Origin of the sequence: Amazonocrinis nigriterrae CENA67 (assembly GCF_016056305.1) — a bacterium.
GTDB classification, from domain to species: Bacteria; Cyanobacteriota; Cyanobacteriia; order Cyanobacteriales; family Nostocaceae; genus Amazonocrinis; species Amazonocrinis nigriterrae.
In genome coordinates, this window is record NZ_JAECZC010000073.1 from 1 (window position 1) to 20,291 (window position 20,291).

Below are 20,291 nucleotides of genomic sequence, written 5' to 3' on the forward strand. Positions count from 1 at the left end.
CCCATCTCCCCATCTCCCCCGCTCCCCCGCTCACACTACATCTCTGTAATACGCCAATAAACTCCATTCTCTCGCTGCATTAATTGGTAATTAATCAATTCCCGCCGCAAGGTAGCGCAGTCGGGATGGTAGCGCTTGAGAATTTCATTGACTGTGCGTTCGGGGTAGCGAACCCTCGGATCAAATTTGCTTGCTAACCACTTGAGAATTACTAAGCGCTTTTTACGGCTAGCAGGAATTTCTTTAAGACGTTGGACTCCCTCCAAACTGTTGGTATCAACTTCCAAATAGCTTTTTAGAACTTTGCTTTCCCAAGCTTCAGTATCCACATCCTCTATCAAAGATGCTATTTTCTCAGGTGTAAAAATTTCCTTGCTGATATTTTGCAAAGCTTCGCTATCCAACTGATATAAACGACTATTGCCCTCAGGGCGCATAGTTACCAAATTTAGCTCCTTCAGTTTGGCTAAATGGTGGGATACTGTTGGCTCCTTGAGTTGCATCAGTGCCGCCAATTCTTCGACGCTGCACTCTTGATTCGCCAGTATACCCACAATCTTCAATCGGCTTTCATCAGCTAAGGCTTTGAAAAATTGCAGCAGGGTCTGAAACTGTTCTCTTTTCATAATCTGTTATCTATAATTCGACCTCAATCTAATTAGAAAGAAATCAAATTAGTCATGCTGTTCTCATCCGATGTAGCAAAAGCTTTGCTTAGGTAAATCGTGAATTAATGTTAATTTTGTAATTCGTTTTGTAAATAATTGAGATTTCTTAATTTGTTCTTTACATTTTGCTACGTTGCGACAGGCATCAATTAACAATAGGCATCAAGTGAATATCCTCAAGCCAGATACAACACTAGTGCAAATAGCTAAATTCTTGTTGAGTATAGACCAAAATACTGGCACATCACTTTCCAAAGCGGATAAATTTCCACGAGGATAAAAAATAGAAGAACTGTTATTAATCAAAGCACTTTAATGTCTGATTGAGCTTCAAAAGACCACTCTTATAAGTAATTTATTGATTAGCTATTAAAAATTTAAAATATATCAATCCTTGAAAACAGGTTGGAAAAGCGATCGCCATGGTGATTAATTTTAAATTATACTTTGATAATCTAGTATTTTTACTTTAAATTATAAGTAGTTCTTATATATAATATAAAAAATCCACTAAGTGCCGTGAAACGTAATCTTGGTACAGGATTAACGTGGGTTCAACAAATCCTGTTTTGACTCCTTTAAGGAGAGGGGAGTAATACCACTTCACTAAATAACTGATACAGATAGATGAGTAGGGGCGTACAGCTGTACGCCCCTACAGGTGATTCATGTGTTGCAGATATTTTGTCAATGGTATTAGCCTTGGTTCCAAATCCCAATTCATCCCGCAACGGGAGTAACATCAAATAGGACTAAATATCAATATTTTCGGTTAAAAAAGAGTAGAAGCAATTCATGAATTACTTCTACTCTTTGCCCGTACTTGACTCGGATATAAACGGCTATATTTGTTGTTCTCTAAATGCAAAATTTGACATCAATTTAACTAAATTGCTCACCTGCATCTAGATTAAACAACATTTGCAGGGTTTGCATACAACGCCGTCTGGCCTCAACATCTTGCTGCGATCGCAATTGCACCATTGGATCATGTAAAATTTTGTTAACTATTCCTCTTGTTAAGGCTTCGATGACTTCTTGATGTTTTTCGGCGAATTCTGAACCCAAACGCGACAAAGCTTTTTCTAATTCTTGTTCGCGGATGGTTTCAACTTTATTTCGCAGACAACTGATAGTAGAGACAGTTTCTAGACTACGCCACCAGACATCAAAAGCTTCCACTTCTTCATCTAAAAGTCTTTCTGCTTCCTGTGCCATCTTGCGCCGACTTTCATAGTTTTGTGCTACTACCGCTTTCAAATCATCCACATTAAAAGCTTGCACATTTTCTAGTTCATTCACATCTGCATGGACATTACGCGGCACAGAAATATCAAATAACATTAAAGGGCGATTAGGGTCTAAAACTATTTCTAACTTCGCCCGATCAAGGATTGGTTCAGTTGCAGAAGTACTAGTAAACACGATGTCGCTTTCGGCAATTACGGTCATCATTTCCGAAAGTGGGTGAGTGTAGATAGAATGTTCTGAAAACTGTTGTGCCAATTCTAGGGCGCGATCGCGAGAGCGATTTACTATACTAATTTGTGCAGCACCTTTAGAAATTAGATGTTGTACTAGCAAACGCGACATTTTGCCAGCACCTAAAATTACTACTCGGCAAGCAGCTAAATTTGCCACCTTCATCTGTGCTAACTCCACAGCCGCCGAACTGATAGAAACTGCACCAGTACCAATACTAGTTTCAGTGCGGACTCGTTTACCAGCTGTAATTGCTTGTTTAAATAATCGATTCAAAATTGTTTTTATACCATTGTATTGCTGACCCAGCTTGTGAGTAGTCTTGACCTGAGCCAGAATTTGACCTTCGCCGAGTACCAGACTATCTAAGCCAGCCGCCACCCGCATAATATGCATGACTGCATCATCATGCAGCAACATAAACAGGTGTTGTCGCAAAGACAAGGCAGGTAATTTACTATACTCTGATAGAAATTGAGTAACTTCACGGATTCCTTGCTCAACTTCACTGGTAACGATGTAGATTTCCAGGCGGTTACAAGTGCTAACAATTGCCACTTCATCAATATGAGGATAGCTGGAGAGTTGAGCGATCGCACTTTCGGTTTGTGGTTCTGGAATGCTCAGCTTTTCCCGGACTTCTACTGGGGCTGTTTTATGGCTTAACCCCACCACTGCAATATTCATTTCTTATCGTTAATTGGTAATGGGTTATTGGAAATTGGGGATTGGGGATTGGGTATTGAGGATTGGGGATTAGAGATTGGGTATTAGGTATTGAGGATTAAAGAACTCTTTCCCAGTCCCCAGTCCCTAGTCCCCAGTACCCAGTCCCTAGTCTCCAGTCCCCTCCCTAATTACTAATGCAATTGCACAACTTTAGGCTGCTCAAACATATGAATGGTGTCTACAAAGCGAGCAGTTTTTGATTGGCTGGAAATAACTAAGCTTTGAGTTCTTGCGCCGCCGTGAAAGAAGCGTACACCTTGGATGAGGTTACCGCTGGTAATACCGGAAGCTGCAAACAAAACTGTTTCACCAGATGCTAGTTCATGAGCATCGTAGACCTTATCGGGGTCAGTGATACCCATAGACTGCAAACGCTCAAGGTTAGCTTCTTTGCTTTCTCCAATCAAACCTGTCTTCACTATTTCTGGATCGTAGATCAGTTGACCTTGGAAGTGTCCACCCAAAGCACGCATTGCGGCTGCGGAAATTACACCTTCAGGTGCAGCACCGATACCCATCAGAGCGTGGATGTTAGTACCAGCGAAGCCACAAGACAGGGCTGCACCCACGTCACCATCTGAAATTAGCTGCACTCTCGCGCCAGCAGAGCGGATTTCTTTAATTAAATCGTTGTGGCGATCGCGTTTCATGACGACTACCACAAGTTCATCAATAGAGCGGTCTAGACACTCGGAGAGAATTTTCAGGTTTTCCGTGGCTGATTTGTTGATATCTACTTTACCCTTAGCAGCTGGTGGTGCTGCTAATTTCTTCATGTAGAAGTCAGGCGCAGCAAATAACCCACCTTTTTCAGAAATTGCCAAGACAGCCATTGAACCAGGTTGTCCGTATGCTACCAAGTTTGTACCTTCACAGGGATCGACGGCAATGTCAATTTCGATTAATTCATCAGGGTTACAGAAGTCTTTGGCATTTGGTTGGGTACAGATACCAACTTCTTCCCCGATATACAGCATAGGGGCGTCATCGCGTTCACCTTCTCCAATCACAATGCGACCGCGCATGTAAATTTTATTCATGCGGGAACGCATAGCTTCCACTGCTACTTGGTCAGCAGTGTTTTTTTCGCCTTTACCCATCCATTTAGCGGATGCGATCGCGGCTTGCTCTACTACCTCAATAATCTCTAACCCAAGTGTATTTTCCACAGAGTCGCCCTCTCAACTGCTTGACTGTGCGTCGTTTTATCTGGCTATTTCAGTCTTTAAGTCTACCAAAGGGCGGTTACACCTGTGAAATACTCTCCAGTTGGTGCTGTGTTAAGTTTTGCTGCTAACCAACAAAATCAACCAGTTGCAGATTTTACTAATATTTTTGTACTAGGAAATTTTTTCTACATTTATTGCCTGTGATTTGATACTCGCACCTAAACAATTAAGCCAATAATTCGTTTAATTACCTGTATAACTTCGTACAATTCATTTTTTTGAGGGTTGGAGAGAGTCAACTTATTCGATAAAGCATATTGCCGCACCTGCTGTAAAAGCTTGACAAAAATATAGTCTTCCCCATTCGATATCATTGAAAAAACTGGGATTTCTAAGTTTGGGTTTGCCATCATGTAAGCTAAAGTTTGTGGCAGAGCTTGCATAACGCTAAAACCATAACGTTTCGATTCAATTAGTACCACCCATAGTCGATTTTGCACCATCAAAGTATCAATAAAGCCTTTTAATAAACTTTCTTCCTCACCTCCATTTTCAATTTCAACCTTCACTAATTGCTCACTACGAATCTTAAAAGGAGGGTCACATAGCCCCATTAATTCCAAGAGAGGAGACAAAATAATCACGTTGACTGTGCCTTCTGTAATTGCACCGTCAGCAGCGTAATATAGATAGCGATTTTTTAACCGATTCAGTGATTCTTTTTCACTATCAGTCAGTAATGGTAAATGCTCAAACCATTCTGTGAAAAAATTGTTGTCAGCAGTCTGGCTTAAATTGAATTTAGCATGAGCCTCATTCAGGTTAGTAATTGCTTTAGTGATCCCAACTATTAAAACCATTTTTGCTAGTATTTAAATATCTATTGGGTTTATTGAAATTTTACACGTCTGAAATTAGAATGGCGGCGGGCGTAGACGTGACTAACAGTAGTTCAGGCTGAGTATCAAATGTGGATTTAAGTGTTTTCAAAACCTGTGATGAGTTGCTTAACATTTTCACTTAGGGCTGGAACAAAGTACCCACCCTCTTGTACAAATAGAGTTGGTAAATCAAGTAACTTAATCTTACTGGCGATTTGATTGTAAGACGTAGACTCAAGGGCAAAACAACCCAGCGGGTCAGATTTAAATGTGTCGAAGCCAGTTGCTACGATTAAGACATCTGCTTTGAACGACGATATTACCTCTGTGGCTTTCTCTAAGGCTTGTAGATAAGAAGCTTCACCTGTTCCAGCAGGTAGTGGAATATTTAAGTTATGTGCTTCGCCTTCGCCTAAACCACGTTCGTGTTCAAAGCCAGTATAGAAAGGATAAAAGTTTGTGGGATTACCATGAATCGAAATTGTTAAAACATCACTGCGATGATAAAAAATCTGCTGCGTACCATTACCGTGATGCATGTCGATATCAAGAATTGCCACCTTGGTAAACTGCTTGCGGAATTCTTGGGCAGCGATCGCGGCATTATTTAAGAAGCACATACCCATCGCCATATCCTGAGAAGCATGGTGTCCACTTGGTCTACACAAAGCATAAATAGCAGACTCTCCCTCTCGTATACGAAAAACCGCTTCCAGAACCGTAGAGACACTCAATAACGCATTTCTCCAAGTGTATTCTCCGATTGGTGCTGCACAATCAGCAAGATACCATCCCGCTAAAGCAACAGGGCTGTGATTAAACTGGGCTACATGGCGATTTGGGAAGATGTTTGGAAATATTTCATCGCTAGCATCCGGCATTTTTGACCAATTTGACCAAGCACCTTCCAGATAATCCACATAACCTCTGTCATGCACCGCAAGGATTGATTCACGAAGCTCTAGCTGCGATGATGCAAACAGTATCTCACATCCAACCTCCTCCAGCCCCAGACGAATCTGATTACCCCTTTGTGCAACATCTGGATGTTCAACAAAGCGCCCTCTGCGGAGGAATTTTGTAGGGCCTTCAACGTCAAAATAAGGACTGAGTATGGCTTTCATTTTGTCTAGGCTATTCAATAACTAGAATTTGGTTTGAGTTTACCAAGAAGTGGATATACCAGGAAAATATGGCAGTTGGACAGTAAGCACGAAGGCGAAAAGCAGTACTATTTCCTTTCCCCCATTTCTGAAATAAGTCTCATGATCTAGGCTAGAGATAACTGATAAAAATCCATAACATCAAAAATATGCTGGACTTCCTTAACCCCCTTCTCGGTCGCCATCCAGAACGCATGAAAGCCAACGTAGAAATCTATACTTGGCAAACTTGCCCTTACTGCATCCGTGCCAAGCTGCTGCTGTGGTGGAAAGGTGTAAAATTTACTGAATATAAAATCGACGGTAACGAAGCAGCTAGAGCTAAGATGGCAGAACGCGCCAATGGACGACGTACAGTACCACAGATTTTTATCAATAATCAACACATTGGTGGTTGTGATGACCTTTATGAGCTAGACACAAAAGCTCAACTTGATCCACTTTTATTCCAAGCAACTCCCTTAAAACTGCTCAGTCCTGAGTAAAAGTCAATGAGTCAGCAAAGTGAGGGTAGGGTGTGCTAGACGGATATTTTCGATATGATTTGTCATGAAACATATGCTCAAAGAGCTTAACGCACCGACACATAACACGGTGCGTTATGGCTTGAGCCTAACGCAACCTACCTACTAGTCCTTTCAAGGTGTAATGTATTTTTCTCAGTGTCTTAGTGTCTTTGTGGTAAAAAATTGACTGATGAACCACCAAGGCACTAAGACACAAAGGTGAAAACCCCAAGGTTCAGTAAATTTTGTGAGGAATTTTACCCACCTTCAAAGGGCTAGTTTTAACTGTTACAAAATCTCAAATTTAAAATCCAAAATGGTATTAATTGAATACCCAGAATATCTTCTACATCGGCAATGGATGTGCCACGCCTTAAAATTGGCACAAGCCGCAGGTGATGCTGGTGAAGTTCCTGTAGGTGCTGTTGTGGTTGATGCGAGTGGAAATTTGATTGCAGAAGGTGAAAACAGAAAAGAACGCGACAAAGATCCCACGGCTCACGCGGAAATCCTGGCTCTGAGGTCAGCTGCTCAAACTTTACAAAATTGGCATCTGAACCAATGCACCTTATACGTAACTTTAGAACCTTGTCCAATGTGTGCTGGCGCTATTGTACAAGCTCGTTTAGGAACCCTTGTATATGCAGTGGATGATACAAAAACTGGGGCAATTCGTACTGTAACCAATATTCCTGATAGCGCTGCTTCTAATCACCGTCTGCGCGTTGTGGGAGGCATTCTAGAATCAGCCTGTCGTCAGCATTTGCAAGCTTGGTTTGCTACTCGGCGGCGTCAGAAAAAATAACAGACAGAGGCGAAACTGTCCAGTACCTACGACACAATTTACAAAAGAAAATCTACGGTGTAACTAATCAAGATTTTATTACATTCTTCCGGACAACCAGCAGCTACCGTATATCATGCAATTTTACTCTTCCGACAATACTTACCAGGAAATACCAGCACCTACCCAAGTAAAATATGAGGTGGCTGATGTAACTTCGCGGGTTTCTCCTTGGCTAAGTTCTCTAGCGTATTTATTAGGGCATCATCTCCTATTACCATTATTCTTTGGAAAAATTAGAATTACCGGACAAAAAAATATTCCGATCAATGGCCCTGTGATTCTAGCTCCCACACATCGGGCACGTTGGGATTCTTTGCTTTTACCTTACGCTACTGGTCGTTGCGTCACAGGTCGAGACTTACGATTTATGGTAACGATTGATGAATGCCAAGGATTGCAAGGTTGGTTTGTTCGACGTTTGGGAGGATTTCCTGTAAATGCTCGACGCCCAGCCATTAAAACTCTGCGTCACGCAGTGGAATTACTTCAAGATAAACAAATGTTAGTAATTTATCCAGAAGGCAATATTTTTCGCGATGGCAAACTACATCCTCTAAAGCCAGGAATTGCTCGTTTAGCTTTGAATGCTGAATTGAGTTCCCCAGGACTGGGGGTGAAAATCTTACCTGTGAGCATCAATTACAGCCAACCCTATCCTGACTGGGGTACAGACGTTAGGCTTCACATTGGCAGTGCAATAAATGTTGCAGATTATACCAATGGTAGAGCTAAACAAAATGCCAAACGCCTTACAGAGGATTTAGCAAGGGTGCTACAACAATTAAGCCATCAAGAATCAACAATTAGCACTCGTGCATTTGCGGAAATTTCTAATACTTAATGTCAGTTGTCAGTTGTTAGTTGTCAGTTGTTAGTGGTAACTACTGACCATTGACCATTGACTAATGACTAATAACCAATCACCAATTCCCAACTATTTAATTTCCCTACATCTTGTGGTGCATAGTCGATTATCCATAACTGCCAGCGTCCTTGGATGGAAAGAGACAGCAATTGCTTAAGGATCGGGTGCGATCGCAGTGTATATGTAGTTTGCAATTTCGTACGCCGTCCTAGGGTACGATTTTGTAACAATACCTGTTGATTATTGGGGGCAATTAGATAAATTTCTAAGTCGCCTAAATAATCATGAGTGATGTTAACTGTGATTTCAATATCTTGAAGTACGCCAGACTCAGAAATTGCGATCGCACTTTTTATCCCCTGTTTCTCATTATCTGGAATCGCTAGCTGGCTGTTATTCTTCCCCTTGACTTGGTTGGTTGCAGTTGCAGCCACTTTCCGCATCTCTTGCGCTGCTTGTACTGCCCTGGCTGCATTTACCTTACCATAGCCAAACCACTGGGAATGTCCGTTAGCATCGTAACCACCTTGGCTTAAACCCAGCTGCGGGTCTGGGTCTAAGTCCACAATTTTATCAGCCGTTTGTTCCAAAATACGTTTAACTTCTTGGGCAGTTAAGTCAGGATTCGCTGACAACATCAGGGCTGCTACTCCTGCAACTACGGGTGTAGCGCTGGAAGTACCGCCGAAGTTGTTGGTAAAGTTACCAGGATCGTAACCAGCGGTACTGATTTGGTCAGTGGTGAGGATTCCTAGACCAGTTAGGGAAATAGCGATCGCGGGTTGCGTGAAAATATAACCTTTTTCCTGAAATGACATACCAGGAGGAGCATTGTTACTAGGGGCACATACCGAAATACTCGCTCCCCAATTACTATAAGCTGCTTTTTTATTCAAACTGGTAGAAGCAGCAATAGCCAACACATCTGGATGTTCCGAAAAACCACTTAACCAATCAACATTTCCCTGTAAAATATTATCAGGCCACTTTTGCTCATAAACAGTACCGTTAACTGGACGGTTGGCATTGCCGGCAGCAAATACAATCACGCAACCTTTACCATTGCGCCCTTGGGTTGCAGCACGGTTAATGGCTGCCTTTTGGCGCAAAGATAGAGGAAAATAAACAGCAGCAGCTCCCCAACTGCAAGAAATCACACTGGCTCCCTTTTCTATTGCCCAGTTGAATATCTCCTCAATTGACTCATCATCCAGATACCCAGTAGTGCGAATGGGCATCAACGCACAACCGGGGGCAACCCCCACAATTCCTGTACCATTTTCTTCAGCCAAGGCTATGCCTGCACAAGCTGTCCCGTGGCTAGTTTCGTGTTCAGCAGGCAACGGTAAAAAGTCATTTTCTTTTAAATCTCTAGGGGCAACAACTTTGCCGGCACCTTGAAAATCTGGATGATTCAAATCAAAAGAATCATCCACCACTGCCACAACCACAGAACGCACACCGCGAGTAATATCCCAAGCTTTCTCGACAGAGATATGGGAACCTGCTGCCAACTGATTACCGTTGTTATGGTTGAGATACCATTGCTGAGAATAAAGAGGATCGCGGGGTTTGTAATATGACTCTCTTTGCACAAGGACGTTAGGTTCAGCAACTAACACCTCTTTGAGTCCTTGCAGTTGGTTGGCAATTTTGATGGGATTCTCAGTTGCTTGTTTACTAACCAGAAATACGAAAGTATTAGGAATACCAATTACAAATTGTTTTGGATTTAAGCCGAATGCAGTTGCTATGGCATTAACTGTGGCAGGGTCTACCCTAGAAGCAAATTGAATCGTGATTTGGTTATTCAGGTAAACGGAAGTTCCAGGACTATCTTTAATTGTGTAAACGTGACTGGCGAAAGCAACATTTTGGGTAGCGCGTGCTTGGGACATTGCCTCGTCTAACTGGTTTGGCGCCACCGTGAATAATTCTAGCCGTGCTTGAGGAATACTGCGCTGCCAAAAGCCCCAACTAACCTGAGATAATTGTTGGGGAAGAAAATCGGTAGCAAAACGGGTGGTGACTTGACGGATGGTAAAACGGTCTAAAGCTTTTTCTAAAATCAATTCTTCACCACCGCGTTGTAACACTACTCCCAAACTGCTTGCTGGTACACCTGTGGTTGGCAAATCAGAGGAATTGACGCGATCGTTCATAGGGGCGATTTAGTTAGTGTACAGGGCAATGGGAACTCAATTAAACCGATTTTCAGTCTAAATCAGAGAAACTTGAGTATGTAGATTGTTTTGTTAAAGACAAAAACAGAGTTAAGATACCCGAAGTTTCTGTAACTTTTTTATATATTTGTCGCACTAATTTACCCCATGAACTTTGCTGCTGTCGGTTCCTTGATTCGCTTCACATCTTTATCACTCGTAGCAGTCCTCAGCCTGCTATCATCAGTCAATGCTCAGATACCACAGTTACCAGGCACTACTAACCAACCACAACCCATTGACCCTAATAATCCTAATAACCTGCGTCCTACAACTCAAAATAGCAGTATTTTGAGCCTTGAAGGGGGCGATCGCTTGATGAAAGAAGCAGATCAAGCCGTTTCTGCACAAAACTATACTCTAGCTGCTAAAAAACTACAAGAAGCACGTCAGGTTTACAATCAGCTATCTAATTTTTATCAAGATTTAAATGCCAGCTTTTCAGGAATTGACAATAGAGTTTCTGATTCCCAGCGGCAAAAGGCTTTATTAACCGCCCAAAAGCGAGATGAGGCGACTTATCAGCTAGCGCTGGTACATCGGGCGCAAAATCAGCCAGAATTAGCCGTACCATTGTTAATTCAAATTATTAAAAGTCAAAACCCAACACGAGATTTAGGCAAGAAAGCCTACCAGCAGTTATTTGAGCTAGGTTTTGTTGACTCTCCCTATCCCAGACAAGGTAGTGGTTCATCTTCGTCATCGCAAAAATGAGCAATGGTCAGTGGTCAGTGGTCAGTGGTCAGTAGTTATTCTCCCCTGCACCCCTGCACCCCTACTCCCCACTCCCTACTCCCTACTCCCACATATTTGTTAATAATAGGAAAGTAAGTTTTTTCAGGAATTGCGATGATTAGTCCGCAGCAGGTTGAGGCAATGATCAAGGCAAAACTGCCAGATGCCCAAGTCCAGGTGCAGGACTTGACTGGTGGCGGTGACCACTATCAGGTGACAGTAGTGTCATCGCAGTTTGCAGGCAAAAGACTGGTGCAACAACACCAGTTAGTTTATGGCGCTGTGCAAGAAGCTATGTCAACCGAAGCGATTCATGCCTTGGCTGTAAAAACCTATACTCCCGAAGCATGGCAAGCAACAACTGCCTCCTAAACTTTCAACTTAGGAGTTGTAGGGGCGGGTTTTGCAATCTTACTCAATTGGTAGCAAGGTATGCGGGTAAACCCGCCCGTACAGGAGTTAGGAGTTGTCAGTTTAAATTAATAACTCCTCCCTTTTAACCCTTCAGTATTTAATGTAGAACAGGAAACAAAAACACTATGACACCAGAACTCAAAGAAAGAATTGATAACTTGATAAAACAAAACAAGATTTTTGTTTTCATGAAAGGAACCAAGTTGATGCCTCAATGTGGTTTTTCTAACAACGTTGTGCAGATTCTTAATACTTTGGGAGTTCCTTTTGAGACGTTTGATGTTCTCTCAGATTCCGAAATTCGTCAGGGCATCAAAGAATATTCTAACTGGCCAACAATTCCCCAAGTATATATTGATGGTGAATTTATTGGTGGTTCTGATGTCATGATTGAACTCTACCAAAGCGGTGAATTGCAACAATTGGTAGAAGTAGCAATAGCTTCTTAATATCTTAAGAGCAGCAAAGCAGAGACTATACTGTTGAATTAACACCTGATTGTAGAAACAAAATTCCATTTTTACTGCCCTTAAAAATTAGAAAGATAACTGTCTTTCTATATTTTTAAGGGCTTTTTCATGTATAGCCCAATACGGTTCAGTTAACGATTGTTGTAGGTTGGGTTGAGGAACGAAACCCAACCTACAAAGTTAAAAATTTTTGCCGCTAACTAGTCCTCATCTTAGTGAGGCAATGCGCCTTTGCGGTTCCCCGATTTGTTCGCCAGTCAAAAATTAGGGTTTTTTGGACTCTTGAATGCCAGTTTGTTCTACACGAAAAAATATGACAATGCGCGTAAGTCCTATTATGGATACAAATCTGATTAAATAACTGCGATAAGTAAAAGACTTTTGGACAAAGTACAGGCATTTGAGAGAATAACTATAAATTAAGCTTATATAATAATTTATATTAAGTTTACACAATCTTCATAATAAAGTTTTCACTTTGTGGATACATATTTCCTCCAACTAAATAATTAAAACTTTTGTAAAAACAGTTTATTTATGGTTGTATGCTACGTGACGCGTATATCTTAAACGAAAGGAGATTTCAAACAAAAGTTCAATTTGTAGAGCAGATATATAATCTGAAACTACAACAGGAATAAGCAGTTATGAAATTGATTGAACTTCAACAGAAGGCAACGAATAAATTATATCGAACAGCAATGTCTGCCTATCTGTCTCAGCCTAAATATATTGAATGTAATATTTGTAAATGGCAGGGTAAACATTTCATAAACAGTCTTTGGCATAGTCATGTAATTTGTCCTAATTGTTGCTCAGATATACGTCATAGATTGTTAGCTGCATCTCTGTCATTTACTGATGATTTTTCTTATAAAAAACTTGTTCAGGATAAACGCATCCTTCATTTTGCGCCAGAAGCACAACTAAAATCAACACTTAAAACATATGCAGCAAAGTATGTGACGGCGGACTTTTTAGACAAAAGAGTAGACTTACAATTAGATATATCAAACATGCATCAAATTCAAGACGGCGAATTTGATCTGATTATTGCTTGTGATGTTTTAGAACACGTTCCCAATGATAGTAATGCCTTCAAAGAAATATATAGAGTTTTAAGCGTTGGTGGCTATGCAATACTAACGGTACCACAGAAGGATAACTTAGCAGAAACATTTGAAGATTCAACTGTTGTGTCCCCTGAAGATAGGGAACGTATCTTTGGGCAATGGGATCATCTGCGTATCTATGGAGATAGCTTTAGTTTTATAATCGAATCATTTGGGTTCAAAGTAACAGTAATTAACGAATCAAACTTTCCCAAAGAAGTCGTTAACAAGCATATACTTTTCCCACCTGTGTTATCAGAAAATCCACTAGCTACTAATTACCGAAAGATTTTTTTGCTCAAAAAGTAGCTGAAAGCAAGATTTAAGATCATGTCCGCGTTTATTACTTATTAAACCTGAAGAACCCCAAAGAGGTAAAGCTATGCTTTGCCTCTGACGCCCAATGAAGACTGTATATAGTTTGTATACAAGTAGGTTGCCACAACTGAGAAAAAGTCTTTCACTAGATTGCCCTTTGTTACAGCCAGTCAATTATCTTGGCTTGTTCTGGCAATTTAGCGTCTTGTTGTCCAGAGTAACGCGCCCTAGCAGTGAACAAACCAATGGGAGTATTGAATAAATCTACAAGATTGGCTTTAAGAGCGATCGCTTTGAGAATTTCTTTGGGCACTTCTTTTAATAACCAACGCAGCAAGCGATAGCCACATTCGCCTTTGGTGATTTCTCGCATCAATTCTACGCCATGCAGTTCATGGAGATAGCGATTTGAGCGGCCATAACGCCGCCATTGGCTTTCTAGTTCTTTGAGTGTGGTACGGTGACGGTGTTGAACGATCGCTTCTGGGGCAAATTCCAGACGCCCAATGTTTTGCTGCAAAATTCGCCAACAAATGTCTGCATCGCCGCCAGTTGTCAAATAAGGGCGAAATAAACCTGCTTTTTCTAAGGCAATACGCCGAATCGCCAAATTAGCAGTTTGACCGTAAGCACAAAAGGAATGGGCAAGGGTATGTTTTTGTGATAATGTTTCCTGCCTATCTGCGTATTGTTCTAGCAGAGTATTGCCTGGTAGGGCGATAATTTCACCGGCGACTATTACTACCTCTTGCTTGACAAAAGGCTGAATTAGTGATAATAACCATTGTGGTTGCGGACGGCAATCAGCATCAGTAAAGGCGATGATTTCACCTATAGCGGCGCGAATACCAGTGTTCCGGGCGGCGTAGGAACTTTGAATTTGGTTTTGGCTTAAGGGACGAATTGTAATTGGGCAATTTTCGGCAAATTTTTGGAGATCGGCGAGGGTGCGATCGCTACTGTTATTGTCTACGATTAGGTACTCTACCCGCTCTTTGGCATAGGTTTGAGACAACAGACAATCAATTAATTCTGGTAAGTCTGCTTCACCGTTATAAATAGGAACAACCACCGATACCATTGGCAAGAAGCTGTTGGTGGTGGTTGTATCAGCTAATAAAGGATTCATAAAAGTATGAAGTATGAAGTATAAAGGCTGAAGTATAAAATTCATCCTTCAGCCTTTATCTTTTATACTTTCTAATCCTGATAATGAACACTAGTTAGAAATTAACAAGCGATCAATCTAAAATTGTAAGTCGCTGGCGCTGGCGCTCATGGGTCGAGTTGATTGGCTTGCCGAAAATTGAGCGAAGTTGTTACTAGATAGAACTGCGATCGCTCTGGCATATTGCGGATCGCTTTGAGTTCCTACTAAACTGGGGTTCGATGCCAACTGGCGCTCTTGTGCTTCTGTCAAGTCTATCTTGATGTTTGGGGTAATTCCTTTGTGGTTAATATCTGTACCAGCAGGGGTATAGTAGTGGGCAATGGTGACGGCTAAACCGGAACCATCTGATAATTCATGAACTGATTGTACTAAGGCTTTACCGAAGGTTTGACCACCAATAACTATAGCTCGCTTATTATCTTTGAGGGCGCCTGTAAGAATTTCGCTAGCACTTGCAGAATTTCCATCCACCAATACAGCTAAAGGCAGTTTTGTCAAGGCTGTGCGATTGGCTTTGGTGTCTTCACTGTAGCCTTGACGGTTAACGGTGCGGACAATGCCACCATCATCTAGCCACATTCGAGCAATTTCAATGCTCGCTTGCAATAAACCGCCGGGATTCCCGCGTAAATCTAACACAAAAGCATCGACTTTCTGATTACTCAAATCGCGGATAGCTCGGCGCATTTGTTCGGCAGCGTGGGCACTAAATTCGCGCAAACGGATATAGCCAACCCGCCGATTGCCTTCTTGTTTGAGGGTGTAACGTACTGTTGGTACTTCAATATTTGCCCGTGTCAACTTCACAGTCACAGCATTCTGCCCTGCTCGTCCTAGCTGCAAAGATATGGGAGTACCCGCTTTACCGCGAATCAGTTTAGAGGCGTCATCAACTTTCAGCCCTAATGTAGATTTGCCATCGATTGCCAAAATTTCATCACCTGCTTTGATTCCGCCTCTCAGTGCTGGAGAATTTTCTATGGCTTCCACAACAGTTAGCCGCTTGGTTTTGTCGTTGACTTCCATGCGAATGCCAATTCCAGAGACTTCCCCAGATGTTTGACTAGTGAGAGCTTCATACTGTTTGGGATCCATAAACCGAGTGTAAGGATCTCCCAACTTTTGTAAGGCTTCGCGAATTGCTACATAAGCTTCTTCGTTAGAAGAATAGTTTTTGCTTAACAAGCTTTGCCGAGTTGCTTGCCAATCTTGTTTATTAAAACTGCCGTCAACATATTCACGATTTACTACTTGCCATACTTGGTCAACTAATGCTTTTGGACTATCTTGTAGAGCGGCACGCACGCAGCGAGTCCAAGCAGGGCCAAAGACAGACACGGTGGCCGTTGTGGCGATCGCTCCACCAATCAAGGCTACTTGGAGCGGCGAGTGACGTTTCGCAGATTGGTTCATGTATATCAGCTGGGGTAATTGTGTGTTGACAGTTTAGCAATCAGACTTTTGAGAAAACTTTAAGTTTTTATACCCTATTTTCAGTTATGTTCCCCTCATTAATTTTCCCCTTTGAATTATTCTAAAATATTGCAATAATTTATTAACTATTATTGCTGTACTTGCCAGTTTTTGTGGCAGTCTAATTTGTCACTATGAACTTAATGTGACGATAGTGTGACACTTTTGTTGGTGTCATCTTTACACCCTATATTATTTTTATAAGATAGCATTTCGCTGAGTTAATTGCTGGTCTTCCGGTCATGATTTACCCAAGCCATTATTAGCATGTCATGAGACATAAATTTACCAAATCTTCATCAATTGCCCAAAGGCAAAGATTACGTAAACAGTGGCAATTGTTACAAAAAGCAATTTGTGGTTTATGCACTATCTTTGTCATTTGGCTGGTTTTCACCACTATAGCCCTAGTTTTTGCTTCTTCAAAGCCTGTAGATGGCTTTGTTGTGCTTGGTGGTAGTATTCGCCGAGAAATTTATGCTGCCCAACAAGCAAAACAATATCCGCAAACACCCATTCTAATTTCTCAAGGTTCTAAAGACCCCTGTATCTGGCTAATTTTTCAGCGAGAAGCGGCAGAATTACAAAATGTTTGGTTAGAAAAGTGCGCCAATTCTACCTTTGACAATTTTTATTATGGAATTCCGATTCTGCGGCGTTGGGGAGTATATAAGATTAAGCTGATTACATCACCAACTCACCTACCAAGAGCCAAATGGATGGCACAAATTCTCTTAGGCGCTCATGGCATTTGGGTGGAACCAGATATTGTTGAGGAGTCGGGTATTCCAGCGAATCGAGAGTCTTGGGGGAAAACTGTATTAGATATCACGCGCAGTTTATTGTGGGCTGTTGTCAGTCAAATCATTCAGCCACAATGCTCAAATGTGACAAAACTGGCACAAGTGGATATGCAAGCTTGGCAGCATCAAGGTTTTAAGTGTGAACATCAAGGTGGGGTGGGGAGGTGAGGGGGATATTGATAATGAAGAATTATACTAACAGAAAACCAGATTTTCGTAAGCTAATAATCATTCAAATTGCATCCCCCTTCGGGTTCGCCAGTTGCCTGCGGAGGGAAACCCTCCCGCAGCACTGGACTCACCGCGTCTCCCCTTCTTTGCGTCCCCGCGTCTTTCTAAGGCAAAGGATTATGCAACTTAAAAGCAGATTAGCTTATTTGGCAGCAACACACAAGGAAGACGATAAAGGGTAATCTTGAAGTCTTCAATAGAGGCGGGTAATTTCAATCGTGCGTCGCGATCGCTGAAAACAGACATCGAATTCTCGAAAAAAGTTTGTTTGCCCAAGGATTAAGGGCACCTGAGAGGCTTGTGCCCAGGCAAATGCTAGGCGAACGGGTTCCAGATTCCCAATTTGAACATGCACAAATAAACCCCGCGCTTCAATCCTTGCAAGATTTCCAGCCAATGGCAAGCGGACAGCTTGTTCCTCCCAAATTGCACCTAATTGCAACCCGATGTCATAAGGTAAGAGATTGACCGTAGACCCAGTATCCAGCAGTGCATTTGCAGAAACAGAGGAGCCTGCATGACTCACAGTGACGGGGATCGTGGGTAATGCTTCATCGTCAGAAAAGGGAAACTCGACTGTACTAAGCATGAGTAGATGCCTCTTGGTCATCCTGAATCATCTGCATCAGGATGTTTGCAGCTTCCGTTGCGTCGTAGGGCGACCAAATTGGGTATTCTGATGCAGAAAAGATAATTTGTAGTTCAGCGTCTGGAATTTGTGCGGCTAGGAGTTTGAAGAGCGATAACTTGTCCGACTGGCTCAGATTATTGATCAGAGGAATTAACTCAGACAGAGACATGGTTTGAACTTCCAGACATACGAGAATGCCTTTATCATAAGCGATTGGTGAGGTGCATTGGTAACAAGTTAAGGTTATTAATTATTTGTCAATAAGCAATTGTGCTTAAAATGATGTCAAAAATGGGGTTGTGAACACAATTTTTGAGTTAGCGATGCCCAAGGGCAAGCCGCTCCGCGTCTACGCCTAATTTTGATACTTGTGATTCATACTTGCATCCAAATCTCAGTACAGTAGCCAAAAATAAAATCCCAAATTGAGAAACTAGTCGAATATGCAAAGACTCATCCTGAACTAGAATTCTTTACAACTAGGATTGGATGCAACCTTGCAGGATACACTGACCCAGACTCGAAGCTATGATTGTTCGTGCTTGCGATCGATCGTGAAGCGACTCCGCAGGAGTATCGCGCCCTTGAGTGGGGTTACAAACGCATCCAGTTCTATTCAGGCATGGCATTGGGAGTTGATACCGCAGCAGTAGAGATAATCTTAGGCTTAAAGGATAAGTACCCTATCGAGATAAATCTCACTGCTGCCATACACTGCATTAACCAAGATGCCAAATGGAATAATCTCGATAAGCAGAAGTATAGTCCTCTTGCATAAATACTGAAACTAAGGCTGAAAGTATTGTAGTTACATTATCAAGACCGAATTATACAAGAGGTTTTATCATTGGCTGTAAAATTCTTGATAACACCAAGGGATATACGGAAAAATTCCATGTAATTCTCCCATGAAGGGTAGTTATACGGTAAAGTTTTGTATAATAAACAGTTAGCCTTGATTATAATTACCGAAAATTTGTTGTTATGAGGAGGTAATTGCGTTATGAACAGTCAAACTTACGAATCTATAGATAATTGAATAGGCGATCGCTATCTTACTCTACGATAAAATAGGTGTTTGGCGACATTCTGAGACAAAAAACTAAAATTGAAGTGAAAAGTATAAAACGATGAAATCAATTTCCAAAGAAAAAATTAAATATTAATGGTTAAGGATACTAAGCGATTAAGCCTTAACCTAATCAGTCCGCAAACTGCTAGAATTACCTGACTATATCGATGACGAGCTAGACGGAATTTTTCCGAGGCTACGCGAAATATTTTTACCCGACATATCATGTGTTCAACTGTGATTCTGCGAGACGAAAGTTGTTTATTCTCTTGTTTTTGTAATTCTGAAATTTCTGTATTCTTTCGTTTCTTATGAGGTGTGGTAATAGCATCATCTCCAATATAAGCCTTATCGCCAATAAATCTTTGTGAGTCAGCAAATTCCCAGCCGAGTATCTCGAAACAAATTAATATCACTTTTTTTTCCTAACATTCCCACATAGATATCTACAATATCTTCCCCACCAGGTAAGACAATAAACTGGTTTTTTAGAGTATGCATTTTTTTCTTACCAGAGTAGTATCTTTTTTGTTCTTGATAGTCTACAGGTCAAGATGAGAGCTTGTTCAGCACTATCAACAATTAATTCGTATTCGGACAGCATTCGCTGCAATTCCTGAGATTTTTGACTATCTATTGATGCTTCTTCTATTTGAGATGCTGGTAAAATTTCTCTCAAAATATCTACCCAATAATTAAAAGCATCATTCGCTTTGGTTTTGGAAATATCAAAGAGTAACCCTAAAATCTCAAAAATTGGTTTTTGTCTAAGGTAAACTAGACACAAGCATATTCCTTCTTTAGGTGACATCTCTGGTTTGCGTCCGCCACCAGGAGCAATAATCCGAATTTTATTTTTTTCAATTTCTGCCTGTTTCTCTACATGCCTTTTTTCTGCTAAAGATACCAATGCTAAAAACTGGTTATAATTAATTCCAATTAATCGTTTTGCTTCGTGAGGATGTGATTCAATTCTTGCCAAAGGATTTGTCATATTATCTAGATATAATTTTTGCTCCGTTTTTTATTATCCCACTCTGTTTATATTAAGGATAAGTCTATTGCACAACCATTTGTAAGAGTCATAGCAAAATATACTGGTTACTGTGATTTTTGGTTCACATAAAACGTGATTAATTTAGATACTAATACCGCAGTTGCATTCATTGCAGAGGGTTCTCCCGTTCGTTATGAACTACGAGCATTTGTCAAAAAGCAACAAATGGTAATAGCACAAACTGCATTTAATGAATTCATCAATATTGTGCAGTATTCAGCAGGTAGCTTGGAACAGACAAGAGCAAATCGTTTTCTGCAAAGAGTTATTAT

General features: G+C 41.2%; 23 protein-coding genes. 10 read left to right on the forward strand and 13 right to left on the reverse strand.

Features of this window, described 5'->3' with window-relative positions; translation table 11 throughout:
• Positions 1 to 35: 35 nt before the first annotated feature.
• The 5 genes from I8748_RS27035 to I8748_RS27055 form a co-directional block, all read right to left on the reverse strand.
• Positions 36 to 626, reverse strand: coding sequence for a DUF2087 domain-containing protein (locus I8748_RS27035; protein ID WP_198127604.1), 591 nt, complete (start codon positions 624 to 626; stop codon positions 36 to 38).
• Between the two features lie 924 nt (positions 627 to 1,550).
• On the reverse strand, positions 1,551 to 2,837 hold the full coding sequence (locus I8748_RS27040; RefSeq protein ID WP_198127605.1) for a glutamyl-tRNA reductase: 1,287 nt from the start codon (positions 2,835 to 2,837) through the stop codon (positions 1,551 to 1,553).
• 173 nt (positions 2,838 to 3,010) lie between these two features.
• On the reverse strand, positions 3,011 to 4,048 hold the full coding sequence (gene glpX, locus I8748_RS27045; protein WP_198127606.1) for a class II fructose-bisphosphatase: 1,038 nt from the start codon (positions 4,046 to 4,048) through the stop codon (positions 3,011 to 3,013).
• A 218-nt stretch (positions 4,049 to 4,266) separates the two neighbouring features.
• On the reverse strand, positions 4,267 to 4,908 hold the full coding sequence (locus I8748_RS27050; protein WP_198127607.1) for a type I restriction endonuclease: 642 nt from the start codon (positions 4,906 to 4,908) through the stop codon (positions 4,267 to 4,269).
• A 116-nt stretch (positions 4,909 to 5,024) separates the two neighbouring features.
• Positions 5,025 to 6,053, reverse strand: a complete 1,029-nt coding sequence (locus I8748_RS27055; protein WP_198127608.1) for a histone deacetylase family protein — start codon at positions 6,051 to 6,053, stop codon at positions 5,025 to 5,027.
• A gap of 188 nt (positions 6,054 to 6,241) precedes the next feature.
• Between I8748_RS27055 and grxC the strand changes: the two genes are divergently transcribed.
• The 3 genes from grxC (at position 6,242) to I8748_RS27070 (ending at position 8,286) form a co-directional block, all read left to right on the forward strand.
• Positions 6,242 to 6,577 carry a glutaredoxin 3 gene (gene grxC, locus I8748_RS27060; protein WP_096559068.1) on the forward strand — a complete coding sequence of 112 codons (336 nt, stop codon included), beginning with the start codon at positions 6,242 to 6,244 and terminating at the stop codon, positions 6,575 to 6,577.
• Positions 6,578 to 6,959: 382 nt separating this feature from the next.
• Positions 6,960 to 7,403: a tRNA adenosine(34) deaminase TadA gene (gene tadA / locus I8748_RS27065; protein ID WP_198127622.1), complete on the forward strand. Its 444-nt coding sequence runs from the start codon at positions 6,960 to 6,962 to the stop codon at positions 7,401 to 7,403.
• Between the two features lie 115 nt (positions 7,404 to 7,518).
• Positions 7,519 to 8,286 (forward strand): lysophospholipid acyltransferase family protein, encoded by a 768-nt coding sequence (locus I8748_RS27070; RefSeq protein WP_198127609.1) that lies wholly within the window; start codon positions 7,519 to 7,521, stop codon positions 8,284 to 8,286.
• Positions 8,287 to 8,354: 68 nt separating this feature from the next.
• Here I8748_RS27070 and I8748_RS27075 read toward each other — a convergent pair whose 3' ends face one another.
• Positions 8,355 to 10,472 carry a S8 family serine peptidase gene (locus I8748_RS27075; protein ID WP_198127610.1) on the reverse strand — a complete coding sequence of 706 codons (2,118 nt, stop codon included), beginning with the start codon at positions 10,470 to 10,472 and terminating at the stop codon, positions 8,355 to 8,357.
• A 168-nt stretch (positions 10,473 to 10,640) separates the two neighbouring features.
• Between I8748_RS27075 and I8748_RS27080 the strand changes: the two genes are divergently transcribed.
• From I8748_RS27080 to I8748_RS27095, 4 genes are all read left to right on the forward strand, one after another.
• Positions 10,641 to 11,246, forward strand: a complete 606-nt coding sequence (locus I8748_RS27080; protein WP_198127611.1) for a hypothetical protein — start codon at positions 10,641 to 10,643, stop codon at positions 11,244 to 11,246.
• A gap of 135 nt (positions 11,247 to 11,381) precedes the next feature.
• Entirely contained in the window at positions 11,382 to 11,639 is a 258-nt protein-coding gene (locus I8748_RS27085) for a BolA family protein (protein ID WP_198127612.1), read from the forward strand.
• 167 nt (positions 11,640 to 11,806) lie between these two features.
• A complete protein-coding gene (gene grxD / locus I8748_RS27090) occupies positions 11,807 to 12,130 on the forward strand; it encodes a Grx4 family monothiol glutaredoxin (protein ID WP_198127613.1) in 324 nt (107 codons plus the stop codon).
• Between the two features lie 668 nt (positions 12,131 to 12,798).
• The gene (locus tag I8748_RS27095) at positions 12,799 to 13,572 is read left to right on the forward strand and encodes a methyltransferase domain-containing protein (protein WP_198127614.1); all 774 of its coding nucleotides are present in this window, start codon (positions 12,799 to 12,801) and stop codon (positions 13,570 to 13,572) included.
• Between the two features lie 169 nt (positions 13,573 to 13,741).
• On the opposite strand, the gene I8748_RS27100 is transcribed toward I8748_RS27095, so the two are convergent.
• Entirely contained in the window at positions 13,742 to 14,710 is a 969-nt protein-coding gene (locus I8748_RS27100; protein ID WP_198127615.1) for a glycosyltransferase, read from the reverse strand.
• A 117-nt stretch (positions 14,711 to 14,827) separates the two neighbouring features.
• A complete protein-coding gene (gene ctpB / locus I8748_RS27105; RefSeq protein ID WP_198127616.1) occupies positions 14,828 to 16,165 on the reverse strand; it encodes a carboxyl-terminal processing protease CtpB in 1,338 nt (445 codons plus the stop codon).
• Between the two features lie 332 nt (positions 16,166 to 16,497).
• Here ctpB and I8748_RS27110 point away from each other — a divergent pair, with 332 nt between their 5' ends.
• Positions 16,498 to 17,196 carry a YdcF family protein gene (locus I8748_RS27110; RefSeq protein ID WP_198127617.1) on the forward strand — a complete coding sequence of 233 codons (699 nt, stop codon included), beginning with the start codon at positions 16,498 to 16,500 and terminating at the stop codon, positions 17,194 to 17,196.
• A gap of 256 nt (positions 17,197 to 17,452) precedes the next feature.
• Here the strand turns inward: I8748_RS27110 and I8748_RS27115 are convergent, their stop codons facing one another.
• Positions 17,453 to 17,848: an aspartyl protease family protein gene (locus I8748_RS27115; protein ID WP_198127618.1), complete on the reverse strand. Its 396-nt coding sequence runs from the start codon at positions 17,846 to 17,848 to the stop codon at positions 17,453 to 17,455.
• Positions 17,841 to 18,059: a hypothetical protein gene (locus I8748_RS27120; protein WP_198127619.1), complete on the reverse strand. Its 219-nt coding sequence runs from the start codon at positions 18,057 to 18,059 to the stop codon at positions 17,841 to 17,843. The genes I8748_RS27115 and I8748_RS27120 overlap by 8 nt, the downstream gene beginning before the upstream one ends.
• Positions 18,060 to 18,428: 369 nt before the next feature.
• Here I8748_RS27120 and I8748_RS27125 point away from each other — a divergent pair, with 369 nt between their 5' ends.
• Positions 18,429 to 18,668: a hypothetical protein gene (locus I8748_RS27125; protein ID WP_198127620.1), complete on the forward strand. Its 240-nt coding sequence runs from the start codon at positions 18,429 to 18,431 to the stop codon at positions 18,666 to 18,668.
• A gap of 377 nt (positions 18,669 to 19,045) precedes the next feature.
• Here the strand turns inward: I8748_RS27125 and I8748_RS35855 are convergent, their stop codons facing one another.
• Genes I8748_RS35855 through I8748_RS35415 form a run of 3 tightly spaced genes read right to left on the reverse strand, consistent with a single transcriptional unit; the run spans position 19,046 to position 19,956 of the window.
• Positions 19,046 to 19,378, reverse strand: a complete 333-nt coding sequence (locus I8748_RS35855; protein ID WP_318781276.1) for a transposase family protein — start codon at positions 19,376 to 19,378, stop codon at positions 19,046 to 19,048.
• Positions 19,335 to 19,463, reverse strand: coding sequence for a hypothetical protein (locus I8748_RS35860; protein ID WP_263976782.1), 129 nt, complete (start codon positions 19,461 to 19,463; stop codon positions 19,335 to 19,337). The genes I8748_RS35855 and I8748_RS35860 overlap by 44 nt, the downstream gene beginning before the upstream one ends.
• A gap of 7 nt (positions 19,464 to 19,470) precedes the next feature.
• Positions 19,471 to 19,956, reverse strand: a complete 486-nt coding sequence (locus tag I8748_RS35415; RefSeq protein WP_225896564.1) for a helix-turn-helix domain-containing protein — start codon at positions 19,954 to 19,956, stop codon at positions 19,471 to 19,473.
• Between the two features lie 135 nt (positions 19,957 to 20,091).
• Here I8748_RS35415 and I8748_RS36145 point away from each other — a divergent pair.
• On the forward strand, positions 20,092 to 20,291 hold a 200-nt coding region (locus tag I8748_RS36145; protein WP_198127621.1), incomplete at its 3' end, for a DUF1308 domain-containing protein.